Origin of the sequence: Pseudocitrobacter cyperus (assembly GCF_039889165.1) — a bacterium.
Taxonomy (GTDB): domain Bacteria; phylum Pseudomonadota; class Gammaproteobacteria; order Enterobacterales; family Enterobacteriaceae; genus Pseudocitrobacter; species Pseudocitrobacter cyperus.
Genome location: NZ_JAYMYY010000004.1, coordinates 226,512 through 239,502 on the forward strand (window position 1 = coordinate 226,512; position 12,991 = coordinate 239,502).

The 12,991-nt window shown below is 56.4% G+C and carries 10 protein-coding genes; 8 read left to right on the plus strand and 2 right to left on the minus strand.

Translation table 11 applies throughout. The features are described 5' to 3' along the window. Positions 1-105: 105 nt before the first annotated feature. On the minus strand, positions 106-1,869 hold the full coding sequence (dld, locus tag VSR74_RS14925; RefSeq protein ID WP_347795615.1) for a D-lactate dehydrogenase: 1,764 nt from the start codon (positions 1,867-1,869) through the stop codon (positions 106-108). 195 nt (positions 1,870-2,064) lie between these two features. Here dld and bglX point away from each other — a divergent pair, with 195 nt between their 5' ends. The 8 genes from bglX (at position 2,065) to VSR74_RS14965 (ending at position 12,857) form a co-directional block, all read left to right on the plus strand. After that, on the plus strand, positions 2,065-4,362 hold the full coding sequence (gene bglX, locus VSR74_RS14930) for a beta-glucosidase BglX (RefSeq protein ID WP_347795440.1): 2,298 nt from the start codon (positions 2,065-2,067) through the stop codon (positions 4,360-4,362). Between the two features lie 444 nt (positions 4,363-4,806). Then, entirely contained in the window at positions 4,807-6,144 is a 1,338-nt protein-coding gene (locus VSR74_RS14935; protein ID WP_347795441.1) for a glycoside hydrolase family 28 protein, read from the plus strand. 65 nt (positions 6,145-6,209) lie between these two features. Continuing rightward, positions 6,210-7,769 (plus strand): MFS transporter, encoded by a 1,560-nt coding sequence (locus tag VSR74_RS14940; protein ID WP_347795442.1) that lies wholly within the window; start codon positions 6,210-6,212, stop codon positions 7,767-7,769. Between the two features lie 54 nt (positions 7,770-7,823). Further along, positions 7,824-9,059 carry an MFS transporter gene (locus VSR74_RS14945; RefSeq protein ID WP_347795443.1) on the plus strand — a complete coding sequence of 412 codons (1,236 nt, stop codon included), beginning with the start codon at positions 7,824-7,826 and terminating at the stop codon, positions 9,057-9,059. 49 nt (positions 9,060-9,108) lie between these two features. Continuing rightward, positions 9,109-10,026, plus strand: coding sequence for a glycine betaine ABC transporter substrate-binding protein OsmF (gene osmF, locus VSR74_RS14950; RefSeq protein WP_347795444.1), 918 nt, complete (start codon positions 9,109-9,111; stop codon positions 10,024-10,026). Between the two features lie 15 nt (positions 10,027-10,041). Next, on the plus strand, positions 10,042-11,196 hold the full coding sequence (locus tag VSR74_RS14955; protein ID WP_347795445.1) for an ABC transporter permease: 1,155 nt from the start codon (positions 10,042-10,044) through the stop codon (positions 11,194-11,196). Then, positions 11,189-12,136, plus strand: a complete 948-nt coding sequence (locus VSR74_RS14960) for an ABC transporter ATP-binding protein (protein WP_347795446.1) — start codon at positions 11,189-11,191, stop codon at positions 12,134-12,136. The genes VSR74_RS14955 and VSR74_RS14960 overlap by 8 nt, the downstream gene beginning before the upstream one ends. Next, the gene (locus VSR74_RS14965) at positions 12,120-12,857 is read left to right on the plus strand and encodes an ABC transporter permease (protein WP_347795447.1); all 738 of its coding nucleotides are present in this window, start codon (positions 12,120-12,122) and stop codon (positions 12,855-12,857) included. The genes VSR74_RS14960 and VSR74_RS14965 overlap by 17 nt, the downstream gene beginning before the upstream one ends. Here VSR74_RS14965 and VSR74_RS14970 read toward each other — a convergent pair. Then, positions 12,832-12,945 carry a protein YohO gene (locus VSR74_RS14970; protein WP_015963773.1) on the minus strand — a complete coding sequence of 38 codons (114 nt, stop codon included), beginning with the start codon at positions 12,943-12,945 and terminating at the stop codon, positions 12,832-12,834. The two genes, VSR74_RS14965 and VSR74_RS14970, sit on opposite strands and share 26 nt — an antisense overlap. Between the last annotated feature and the right edge of the window lie 46 nt (positions 12,946-12,991).

The following is a 12,991-nucleotide window of genomic DNA, read 5'->3' on the forward strand; positions in this document are numbered from 1 at the left end:
GCTTGACGGATAGCGTTTACATTTTGTGGGTCGCGCTACGTCAACCCGCCCGACAATATGCATCAACATCAATGAATTGCCAGACCCGGTAAGCGCATTCTATCCCTATTTCAGGGAGGGCTCTTCGGTTGCGGCAGAAACGTTATTATTGTGCGGCTTCTCCTCGCCCCAGTATTTTTGCTTACTGGTTTTACCGATCCCTGGGTTCATGCTGTTAGTCGGATCGTTTTCACGATAAAAACGTTTTAAGCTATCGGCGGCTTCGTACAGATGCCCGACGTTATGCTCGGCCGGATACTGTGCGCCACGCTCGCGCAGCAGCGCCAGCATTTGCTCTTTCAGCGCATGCGCATCCACCCCTTTTTTGACGATGTAATCCTGGTGGAATACGTGGCACATAAAGTGGCCGTAATAGAGTTTATGCACCAGTTGGCTGTCGATTTCCGGCGGTAGATGTTCAAACCATTCGGTGTCGTTACGGCGCAGGGCGATATCCAGCGCTAAAATATCCTCCACTTCGTCGGCATGAACCGCCTGATAGCGAATGGCCGCGCCCGCCGCCGCAAAGCGGTGCAGGAAGGCTTTGCTGCCCTCTTCAGCGGTACAGACGAAGTAACCGCCTTCCGCTTTTTTGAAGTAATCCGCCAGCCAGGCCTGCGCCTCTTCAATACCCTCGCCGGACATTTTCAGCAGCAGGTGATGCTCATATTTATCGCGCCACTGTTTCATGCGCGCCGGGAGATGGGCCGGGAAAACGTGGCCAACTTTCTGCATAAAGCGATCGGTAAAGTGCGGTTTAAACAGCGACACTTTTTCCAGCATCGCGTCGGTGCGTCCTTTCAGCGTAAAGAAGAACGGCATTTTGTCGGTGCCGAGCTTATCGATCATCAGGAAAGTGTCTTTGCCGTACTGCTCGGCGATATCGTAAATATCGCGGTGCATATACTCACCCGCCACCGGCAGATTTTTGAACTCAGCCAGAATGTGACGACGAATTTCTGTCAGCACATCCGGCTGATTGGTACCGATGTAAAATACCTGCTGGCGTTTCTCGGCCGGGAAGGTGTCGAGACGTACCGCGAAAACGGCCAGTTTACCCGCACAACCGGAAGATTCGAACAGACGCGCCGGGTCAGCGTTGTAACGTGCCGGTGTATCCGCTTCAACATCGCGCACGCGTGTGATGTAGTCATGATCGTGCGCGTGGCGGCCATCGTGGCGAACGTCGCTCTCTTTCACGCGTTCATCATCGAGTTTGCTGAGGATCTGTTCCGGTGTTTCACCCAGATCAATGCCCAGGTGGTTAACCAGCGTCAGCTTGCCGTTCTCGTCAATACGCGCAAACAGTGACATTTCGGTATACGCCGGGCCGCGCTGTACCAGCGAGCCGCCGGAGTTGTTGCAGATCCCGCCGATGACCGATGCGCCAATGCAGGATGAACCAATAACCGAATGCGGTTCGCGCCCCAGCGGTTTAAGCGCTTTTTCCAGCGAATAGAGGGTGGTACCCGGCCAGGCCAGCACCTGTTCGCCTTTATCCAGCAGATGCAGCTTATCGAGGCGCAGGGTACTGATGATGACAATATCGCGATCGTAATCATTGCCGCTCGGTGTGGAACCTTCGGTCAGACCGGTGTTCGCCGCCTGCATCAGAATGATTTTATCTGCGTTAACGCAGACGTTGAGAACGCGCCACAGCTCGAGCAGCGAGCCCGGGAAGACAACGGCCAGCGCGTCGCCGTGGCCGGAGCGGAAGCCCTTGCGATAGCGGGCGGTTTTTGCCGGATCGGTCAACAGGTGAGCGTGACCGACAAGGCGGGTAAGTTCGTTAATTAGCGCTTTATTATCAGTGGTGGCTTGTGAAGACATCATTCCACTCCTTGTGGTGAGACTAATTTGTCGTCCCTAAGAATAGCGCTTTGAGGATTTATTGGGAGTACGAATGTTTCGAAAATTCAGAGAATAACCTTCGCTTTCTGTTCCCCAGCCGTTTAGGCTTATGGCAAACTGCGGTTTTTCATCAACTTTCGCCGATGACTGGCATGGAATAAAGAGACTAACGACATGAAATGGTTCTTTTCTGTAGGCGTCGCTGTGAGCCTGGCGCTACAACCCGCGCTGGCGGACGATCTTTTCGGCAATCACCCGCTGACCCCCGAAGCGCGTGATGCCTTTGTGACGCAGTTACTCACTAAGATGACGGTTGATGAGAAAATCGGCCAGCTTCGTTTGATTAGCGTCGGGCCGGATAACCCGAAAGAGGCGATCCGCGAGATGATTAAAGAGGGGCAGGTGGGCGCCATCTTTAACACCGTCACTCGCCAGGACATTCGCAAAATGCAGGATCAGGTGATGGAACTCAGTCGCCTTAAAATCCCTCTCTTCTTTGCCTACGATGTACTGCACGGCCAGCGAACCGTTTTCCCGATAAGCCTGGGCCTGGCGTCCAGCTTTAACCTTGACGCCGTGCGCACCGTGGGGCGCATCTCCGCTTATGAAGCAGCGGATGACGGCCTGAACATGACCTGGGCGCCGATGGTCGATGTCTCGCGCGATCCGCGCTGGGGCCGTGCTTCTGAAGGCTTTGGTGAAGATACTTATTTAACCTCAGTAATGGGCAAAACCATGGTTGAAGCGATGCAGGGTAAAAGCCCGGCAGATCGCTACTCGGTTATGACCAGCGTCAAACACTTCGCCGCCTACGGCGCAGTAGAAGGCGGGAAAGAGTACAACACCGTCGATATGAGTTCTCAGCGTCTGTTTAACGACTATATGCCGCCTTACAAAGCAGGGCTGGATGCGGGCAGCGGCGCGGTAATGGTGGCGCTGAACTCACTGAACGGCACGCCTGCGACGTCCGATTCCTGGTTGCTCAAGGAGATCCTGCGCGATAAATGGGGCTTCAAAGGCATCACCGTTTCCGATCACGGTGCGATTAAGGAACTGATTAAACACGGTACGGCAGCCGACCCGGAAGATGCAGTACGTGTGGCGATCAAGTCCGGCATCAACATGAGTATGAGCGATGAATACTACAGTAAATATCTGCCGGGGCTGCTGAAGTCTGGCAAGGTGACGATGGCGGAGCTGGACGACGCCGCGCGCCATGTGCTGAACGTCAAATATGATATGGGGCTGTTTAACGACCCCTACAGCCACCTGGGGCCGAAAGAGTCTGACCCACAGGATACCAATGCCGAAAGCCGCCTGCACCGTAAAGAGGCGCGTGAAGTGGCGCGTGAAAGCCTGGTGCTGTTGAAAAACCGTCTCGACACGCTACCGTTGAAAAAATCGGGCACCGTTGCGGTCGTCGGGCCGCTGGCAGACAGCAAGCGTGACGTGATGGGCAGTTGGTCTGCAGCGGGTGTGGCGAGTCAATCCGTTACGGTACTGACCGGCATTAAAAATGCGCTGGGCGATAGCGGAAAAGTGGTTTATGCCAAAGGCGCGAACGTCACTAACGACAAAGGCATTGTCGACTTCCTGAATCAGTATGAAGAAGCGGTGAAGGTTGACCCGCGTTCGCCACAGGCGATGATCGATGAAGCGGTCGCCGCCGCGAAGCAGTCCGACGTGGTGGTGGCGGTTGTGGGTGAAGCGCAGGGGATGGCGCATGAAGCCTCCAGCCGTACCAGTATTGAGATCCCGCAAAGCCAGCGTGACCTGATTGCCGCGTTGAAAGCCACCGGTAAACCGCTGGTACTGGTGTTGATGAACGGTCGTCCGCTGGCGCTGGTCAAAGAAGATCAACAGGCGGATGCCATTCTGGAGACCTGGTTTGCCGGTACGGAAGGGGGCAATGCCATTGCCGACGTGCTGTTTGGCGACTACAACCCGTCCGGCAAACTGCCCATGTCCTTCCCGCGCTCCGTGGGTCAGATCCCGGTGTACTATAGCCATCTGAACACCGGCCGCCCGTATAATGCTGATAAACCAAACAAATATACTTCGCGTTACTTTGATGAAGCTAACGGGCCGCTGTATCCGTTTGGTTACGGCCTGAGCTATACCACTTTCACAGTTTCAGATGTGAAAATGTCGGCACCTTCCATGACGCGCACGGGTAAAGTCACCGCCAGCGTGGAGGTCACTAACAGTGGTAAACGTGAAGGGGCAACGGTCATCCAGATGTATTTACAGGATGTCACCGCCTCGATGAGCCGCCCGGTGAAGCAGTTAAAAGGGTTTGAGAAAGTGACGCTGAAACCTGGCGAAACGCAGACTGTCAGCTTCCCGATTGACGTAGAAGCGCTCAAGTTCTGGAATCAGAGCATGAAATATGACGCGGAACCGGGCAAGTTTAATGTCTTTATCGGCGTGGATTCTGCGCGCGTGAAGCAGGGGACGTTTGAGCTGAAGTAGGCCCTCACCCCTCACCCTAACCCTCTCCCCAAAGGGGAGAGGGGATCGTCCGTGCAGCTATTAAAGAACTGCGCTGATTTTCACCCTCGCCCCTTTGGGGAGAGGGCCGGGGTGAGGGGAAAACCACCTCACCAACCAAAAATCAATCCCCATCCTCCACCCATTTCCCACTTCCGTGAACGGCATCACCTTCTGCAATAACATTTCGCCGTCACCCCCATTTTGCTCGCTCTTTTATTTCCCCTCATCCGTGAAAATGTGAACTTCAACGCAATTCTCCTTCACCTGTGCTGCCGATTTTGTGCGCGTCGTCAAAAGCCATTTGTCCTCCGCCGGGTGGACGTGATGATTTTCACTATTACGTAAAAAAGCCTGGAAACAGAGCGCCAGCGGCGGGCTGAAACTTCGTTAAATGCGCCTATCTCAAATCAAACAGGTAGCGCAATGAAACTCTCTCTTGAACATGCCGGGCTGGATAACACCGGTACGCACCCGGTTACGGCACAGTTGCAGCAGATGATAGACACCCTCGCCGCAGCGGGCGGCGGTACGCTTACCGTTCCACCGGGTATCTGGCTGACCGGTACGCTGGTGCTGCCTTCGCACTTTACGTTGCATCTGGAGGCGGGCGCCTGCCTGCGCGCGAGCCCTAACGCGGCGGACTATCCTGCTGACCTGACGCTCTCCATGGCCGAGTTGTCGCATATGGCATTGCTTTACGCCCGTAACCAACGACGGGTGACAATAAGTGGCGAAGGGCGCGTCGAGGGCAATGCGGCGGCATGGTTTGCGAAAGAGGCCGATGAACAAGGTTATCGCCAGCCTGCCGAACAGCGTCCGCGTCTGCTGGTGCTGGAGGGATGCGAACAGGTACGGATAGGCGATATCACCCTCGCTGATTCACCGATGTGGACAGCACACCTGGTCGGCTGTAAACATGTGTTTATTCATCGCCTGACTATCGATAACGATCTCACACTCTCCAATACCGACGCGCTGGATCTCGATAGCTGCCAGTTTGTTCATATCAGCGATAGCTATTTCAGCGCCGCCGATGATGGCATTTGCCTGAAAACCACCCGTAAAACCCCCGCACTACAGCAGCCGACCCGGCATGTGGTGGTGAACAACTGCATTATTCGCTCGAAAAGCTGCGCTATCAAAGTCGGCACAGAAACGGCGGCGGATATCAGCCACATCATCGTCAGTAACTGTACGATTTTTGAATCCAATCGTGGTATCGGCCTGGTTTCACGCGACGGCGGCCTGTTCAGCCAGATGAGCTTCAGCAACATCCTTTTCGACTGCCGTCACGGTCATCCATGTCATTGGGGGAAGGCCGATCCGGTTTATCTCTCCGCGCGTCGCCGTGACCCGCAGATCCCCGCCGGGCAGATCCAGAACATCACCTTCAGCAACCTTTCCGGCATCAGCGAAGGGGCTATCAATCTGCACAGCGAAACGCCCGGTGATATTCACGACATCGTTTTCAACGGTGTTCAGTTGCAGCAGGTGTTGGGTGATGCGCAGGAGCAGGGCTGTTTTGATGTCCGTCCGCCGTGCAACCCGGCGAGACCAACCGGTATGGGGCGCGATAACGCCTATCTGGTCAATCCGGAGAGCGGGCGGGCGTGGGGCGTTGAACCCTATCCCGGCGGGCTTCCGGCGCTGTATGCCAGCGGCGTTGCCGGGCTGGTATTACGGGAGTTCAACGTTTGCCGACCTTCGCCGCTGCCTGCGGGCTGGCACGAACAGGACGTGGTGATGGACAACGGCAAGTAAGCATTCAGAGCGGCGGTGCGGCTCTGGGGCCCTTACCGCCCAATGTCAGTCTAAGGGGATGGAAAATGATAAAAAAAGTCAGGGAGATAAAACTCCATAACTATATCTGTTACGGCCTTGCGGATGTAATTGGTTCCGGGGCTTTTACGCTGGTCAGCGCCTGGTTGCTGTTCTTCTTAACCACTTTCTGCGGCCTGACGCCCATTGAGGCCGGGTCGCTGTTTGCGGTTGCGCGTATTGTCGATGTGATTATGTGTCCGCTGATGGGCTACATTTCCGATAACTTCCATAAAACCTGGCTCGGTCGTCGATTTGGCCGCCGCCGTTTCTTTCTGCTGCTGAGTATTCCGCTGGTGTCGGTCTACAGCCTGCTGTGGGTGGACGGGTTTAACTACTGGATGTATTTGCTGGTGTATATCCTGTTCGAAATCGTCTATTCGATGATTTTGATCCCGTATGACACGCTGTCGGCGGAAATGACTTCAGATTTTACCAAACGTTCGAAGCTCACCAGCGCCCGTATGTATATCGCGCAGTTTGCCGGCTTCACGGCAGCGTTTCTGCCGGGACGTTTGATCAACTACTTTGGTTCCGACTCGGCTGACTCTTTCCTGTACGCCGGGTTGATTTTCACCGCCTCCTTCATGGTGGTGCTGTTCTTTGTCTATTTCGGCACCTGGGAACGTTCGCTGGAAGAGATTGAACAGAGTGAACGCACTATCGTCACTGAGGAGAAACTGCCGCTCTCAGAGCGTATTTTTAATATCTACTACGACTTTGTCTCGACCCTGAAGATCAAAACCTTCCGCTCCCATCTGGGGATGTATCTGGGCGGCTCCGTTGGGCAGGATATTTTTAACTCCGTCTTTACCTACTTTGTGGTCTTTGCGCTTTCGACCTCATCGGTGGTGGCTTCGAATCTGCTCAGCGCCATCAACGGCCTGCAATTCTTTGGCGTCGGCGTCGCCACCTGGCTGACGTTGCGCTACTCCCCCTCCCGCGCGTTTGCGACCCAGGCCAGCATGGCGTTGGTCGCTTTCGCACTGTTCAGCGTGACCTATCTGAGCGGTTCAACCAGCATGGCGCTGCTTTACCTCGCCGCCGGGATCGCCGGTCTGGCGCGGGGCGGCATCTACTCCATTCCGTGGAATAACTACACCTTCGTGGCAGATGTGGATGAAATCCTCACCTGTAACCGTCGTGAAGGGATCTTCGCAGGTTTTATGAGCCTGCTGCGTAAAGCCTCCCAGGCGCTCTCTATTTTCCTGGTGGGTGTGGCGCTGCAAATGTCCGGCTTTGTCACCGGGCACACCAGCCAGCCGCAGTCTGCAATAAATATGATCCTCGCCATCATGATAATCCTGCCGGTGATCCTCACCGTCTGGGGGATCTGGTCAGCGTTCCAGTTCCGGGTTAATGGCCGCACCCACGCCATTCTCAATGAAGAAGTGGCGCGCCTGAAGCAGGGAGGGAGCAAAGCGACCGTGACCGCCGAAACCAAAGAGGTCATTGAAGCGCTGACGGGCCTGCCTTATGAGCAGTGCTGGGGCGATAACACCGTGGGCTGCGTCAACCGTAGCCTGATGAAAGCAAAAGAGCGCGCGGTACGACTCAAGAACGCGTAACGACTAACCCGCCCGGCATCTATAAGCGCCGGGCTTACTTTTTTACTGGCATTTATGACTGAACATAGCGTGTACATTCAGCAGGGAATCTGGGCGAAAATTGGGCTTCCACGTCAGCTTCTGTGGGGCTTTATTGGCGTCTTTCTGTTTATTACCGGCGCGACGATAGAGCAGAGCTGGCTGGCGTCGTTGCTACAGCAGCGTGGTTTCGATGCCCATGATATCAGCATGATGTCCTCGGTATTTGGCCTCTGTGTGGCGCTGGTTTCGTGGTTTTCCGGGATTGGCGCAGGCGTTCTGGGCATTCGTCGCCTGATGTGGGCGGCAACGCTGGTCTATTTTTTCGGCTCCGTGCCGTTTATCTTCTGGGCGTTGCCTGGCGGCAACTATCCGCTAATGGTCGCCAGCTATGCCTTACGCGGCGTGGCTTACCCGCTGTTTGCCTATTCGTTTCTGGTGTGGATTAACCAGTGCTGTGAAACGCGCATCCTCGGGCGGGCGGTCTCCTGGTTCTGGATTGCCTTCGGCGTCGGTATGACCATTATCGCGCCATGGTTCTCCGGCTTTATGATCTCGCGCAGCGGGGAGACCACGACCCTGCTGGTGGGGTTTGTGTTTGTGCTGGCTGGTAGCGGCTGCGCGCTGGTGCTTAACCGGGCGCAGCCGGAGCGCCAGTCCGGGAGCAAACTTGTACCTGCGCTGGCTGAAGGGCTGATGGTTCTGACCCGCGAGCCGAAGATGCGTCTGGCGGTGCTGGTCAAAACCATCAACGATATTGGTAAATTCTCGCTGGTGATCCTGATGCCGGTCTATTTACCGCGCTTTGGCTTCAGCATTCAGGAGTGGCTCACCATTTGGGGGCTGGTCAATGTGCTGAACATCTTTGCCGGATACTTCTTCGGCTGGCTGGGCGATACCATCGGCTGGCGCAAAACGGTGGTTTTTTTCTCCGGTACGCTTTGCGGCGCGGCGTCGCTGGCGGTCTGTTACGCGCCGGTGCTGTTTGGTCACAGCGAGACGGCGCTGTTTGCCGCACTGGCTATTTACGCCATTGGTCTCGGCGCCTTTGGCCCGTTGAGCGCATTAATTCCCGCGTTGCTGCCGGAAAACAAAGGTGCCGCAATCTCCTGTCTTAATCTGGGTTCCGGCCTGAGCAACTTTGCCGGGCCGATGATCGTCACAATTTGCGTCGGCCCGCTCGGCGTGGAAGGAACGCTGTGGGTCATTGCGTTACTCTATTTCGCCGCCAGTGCGCTGACTATTCCGTTAAAAGTGCCACAAAGGGATTGATCGACTACGCTTTTTTCTCAGGAACGTGAAAAAGAACGAGGAAAAAACTATGGTGGGTTTAAAAGGATGGGCAGGTTCGCTGGCGCTACTGGCAGCCGTGAGCCTGCCGCTGCAGGCCGCTTCGCCGGTAAAAGTGGGATCTAAAATCGACACCGAAGGCGCGCTGCTGGGCAATATCATTTTGCAGGTTCTGGAAAACCACGGCGTTAAAACGGTGAATAAAGTTCAGCTCGGCACCACGCCTGTCGTGCGCGGGGCGATCACTTCCGGTGAGCTGGATATCTATCCGGAATATACCGGTAACGGCGCGTTCTTCTTCAAAGATGAAAACGATGCCGCGTGGAAAAATGCCCAACAGGGCTATGAAAAGGTGAAAAAGCTGGATGCCGATAAAAATCACCTTATCTGGCTGACACCTGCACCTGCTAACAATACCTGGACTATTGCGGTACGCCAGGATCTGGCGAATAAAAATAAACTCACTTCTCTGGACGATCTCAGCCGTTATCTGAAAGCGGGCGGGAGTTTTAAGCTCGCGGCTTCCGCTGAGTTTATCGAACGCCCGGATGCGCTGCCCGCTTTTGAAAAAGCGTATGGTTTCAAACTTAACCAGCCGCAGTTATTGTCGCTGGCGGGTGGGGACACGGCGGTAACGATCAAAGCTGCCGCACAGCAAACCTCCGGCGTCAATGCGGCGATGGCCTACGGAACCGATGGGCCCGTAGCGGCGCTGGGGTTACAGACCCTGAGCGATCCCAAAGGCGTACAGCCCATTTATGCTCCGGCGCCCGTCGTGCGTGAAGCCGTGCTGAAAGCGTACCCGGAGATAGACGCCTGGTTACAACCGGTTTTTGCCAGCCTGGATGAGAAGACCCTTCAGCAGCTTAATGCCCGCATTGCGGTCGAGGGCGTCGACGCTAAAAAAGTGGCGGCCGATTACCTGAAAGAGAAGGGGCTGGTTAAGTAAACCGGGTATAACGTCTTGATTCGTTGTCAAAATCGTGTGTTGCTGCTGCTGGCGCTTATCGCGCTGGCTGCGGCGCTGCTGCCGTTTGGGAATTATGCGCCTAATCGGCTGGTTTCCGGCGAGGCGCGCGCCCTCTGGCAGATCTGGCCCCGCTCTCTGCTTCTGGCGTGGGGTGTTCCGCTCCTGTTTATCGTGCTCAGTTTTATCCGTGGACGATATGTCGCGATAGCCACTCTGCTACTGGCGCAGGGCGTATTTACGCTGCTGTTGTGGGCCATTGGTGATGCGGCAATACGCCTCGCCGAAAGCGGCAGTCCGCTTGCGCGCACCTCTCCCGGCAGCGGGGTCTGGCTGTGGCTGATGCTGGCGCTGTTGGCGAGTAGCGACGCCATTCGCCGACTGACGTCCCGTACCGCCTGGCGCTGGTTGCTCAATGCGCAAATCTGGCTGCTTCCCTGTCTGTTGCTCTGGTTGGGTAAGCTTGACGAGCTCTCCCTGCTGAAGGAGTACGCCAATCGCCAGGATGTGTTCGACGATGCGCTGCAACAGCATCTTCTCTTGCTGTTTGGCACCCTGCTGCCGGGGCTGCTGATCGGCATTCCGTTCGGTCTCTGGTGCTGGCGCCATCCTGCGCGTCAGACCCGGGTTTTCGCTGTGCTGAACGTTATCCAGACCATTCCCTCCGTCGCCCTGTTCGGCCTGCTGATAGCACCGCTCGCCGGGCTGGTGCAGCAATTTCCGTGGCTCTCCCGAGTTGGCGTGGCGGGAACGGGACTCACCCCTGCGCTGATAGCGCTGGTGCTGTATGCCTTATTGCCGCTGGTGCGCGGGGTGGTTGCCGGCATGCAGCAGGTGCCGGCGGATGTGCTGGAGAGCGCGACGGCGATGGGAATGGGGCGCGGGCAACGGTTCTGGCAGGTTCAGTTGCCGCTGGCGATGCCGGTCTTATTACGCAGCCTGCGCGTCGTGGCGGTTCAGACCGTCGGGATGGCGGTTGTGGCGGCGCTGATTGGCGCAGGCGGGTTTGGCGCGCTGGTGTTTCAGGGATTACTCAGCAGTGCGCTCGATTTAGTGTTGTTGGGAGTGATCCCGGTTGTGGCGTTAGCGGTAATAACCGATGCGCTGTTTAGTCTTGGCATCGCGTTATTAGAAGGAGAGCAGGGTGATTGAGTTTGAACAGGTCAGTAAATATTTCGGCGAACGGGCCGCGGTAAAAAATCTCACCCTGCATGTCAGAGAGGGCGCATTTACGGTACTGATTGGCACCTCCGGATCGGGGAAATCGACCACACTGAAGATGATCAACCGTCTGGAAGCGCATGACAGCGGGACTATCCGGTTCGCCGGGGAAGATATTCGCCAGCAACCGTTGCTGGCGCTGCGCAGGCGGATGGGCTATGCCATCCAGTCGATTGGGCTGTTTCCCCACTGGACGGTCGCGCAGAATATTGCCACTGTCCCGCAACTGCTGAAGTGGCCGAAAGCGCGTACCCGGTCGCGGGTTGATGAACTGATGACTTTACTGGGGCTGGAGCCCGCGCTACGCGATCGCTATCCGCACCAGCTTTCCGGTGGGCAGCAGCAGCGCGTGGGTGTCGCCCGTGCTTTGGCGGCGAATCCGGAAGTGCTGTTGATGGATGAACCGTTTGGCGCGCTGGATCCTGTCACCCGCGGCGCGCTGCAGCAGGAGATGCGGCGTATCCACCAGTTGCTGGGGCGCACGATTGTACTGGTGACTCATGATATTGATGAAGCGCTGCGCCTGGCGGATCGCTTGATCCTGATGGATAACGGCGAAGTGGTGCAGCAGGGCACGCCGCTGGAGATGTTGACCCAGCCGGCGAATGATTTCGTGCGTACCTTTTTTGGCCAGAGCGAGCTGGGCGTTCGGCTGCTTTCCCTGCGTCAGGTGGGGGATTATCAGCGCAAAGCGGAACCTGCGCCGGGGGAGGCGTTGCTGCAATCCATGTCGTTGCGCGAGGCATTATCGCAGTTTGTGGCGCAACGGAGTCTGGTGCTTCCCGTCGCCAACGAGCAGGGCGAGATTTGCGGTTCGCTGCATTTTGCCGATCTCCTGCGCAAGGAGGGCGACGGTGAAATATCTGCGTGATCCCCTGCTGTGGCTTGTCGGCCTGTTTATCGCGTTACTGTTTGGTTTGCCGCACAGCGAGCCCCTGTTTCGCATCCTGTTTCCGGAGCAGTCGCGCCCGCTTTACCTGCAGGAGAGTTTTCTCACCCTGACGCTGGCGCATTTCTGGCTGGTGGGCGTCTCCAGTCTGATAGCCGTGGTGATTGGCATCAGCGCAGGGATTGCCGTTACGCGCGGAGCCGGCAAAGAGTTTCGCCCGCTGGTGGAAACCATCGCGGCGATGGGGCAAACCTTTCCTCCTGTGGCGGTGCTGGCGATTGCGGTACCGGTGCTGGGTTTTGGACAACAACCGGCGATTATTGCCCTGATCCTCTACGGCGTTCTGCCAATTTTACAGGGGACATTAGCGGGGCTGGCATCGGTACCTGCCGGGGTGAGTGCTGTCGCCCAGGGGATGGGGATGAGCCAGGGGCAGCGCTTATTGAAAGTGGAACTGCCGCTGGCCGCGCCGGTGATGCTGGCGGGGATCAGAACATCGGTCATTATTAATATCGGTACGGCAACTATTGCCTCAACGGTCGGAGCCAATACGTTAGGAACGCCGATTATTATCGGCCTGAGCGGTTTTAATACGGCTTATGTGATTCAGGGGGCGGTGCTGGTGGCGCTGGCCGCGGTGATCGTCGATCGGGCATTCGAGCGCCTGAGCCAAAGGCTTAGCCGATACCGCCGCGAACAATGAACGAATAACCCGCAAGCATCACGCCGCCAATGCCGCTTACGGCCATGAACAGAAATAGCGCCACAACGGCAAGTTTAGCTGGCTTCATAGTGTGCTCCTTATGTTAATTAAAGGATTATACTGCGAAGCATGGT

What these genes read in the sequence shown, in the direction of transcription:
- dld (WP_347795615.1), bottom strand. Translation starts at nt 1,869, where the DNA reads ATGTCTTCACAAGCCACCACTGATAATAAAGCGCTAATTAACGAACTT.
- bglX (WP_347795440.1), top strand. Translation starts at nt 2,065, where the DNA reads ATGAAATGGTTCTTTTCTGTAGGCGTCGCTGTGAGCCTGGCGCTACAA.
- VSR74_RS14935 (WP_347795441.1), top strand. Translation starts at nt 4,807, where the DNA reads ATGAAACTCTCTCTTGAACATGCCGGGCTGGATAACACCGGTACGCAC.
- VSR74_RS14940 (WP_347795442.1), top strand. Translation starts at nt 6,210, where the DNA reads ATGATAAAAAAAGTCAGGGAGATAAAACTCCATAACTATATCTGTTAC.
- VSR74_RS14945 (WP_347795443.1), top strand. Translation starts at nt 7,824, where the DNA reads ATGACTGAACATAGCGTGTACATTCAGCAGGGAATCTGGGCGAAAATT.
- osmF (WP_347795444.1), top strand. Translation starts at nt 9,109, where the DNA reads ATGGTGGGTTTAAAAGGATGGGCAGGTTCGCTGGCGCTACTGGCAGCC.
- VSR74_RS14970 (WP_015963773.1), bottom strand. Translation starts at nt 12,945, where the DNA reads ATGAAGCCAGCTAAACTTGCCGTTGTGGCGCTATTTCTGTTCATGGCC.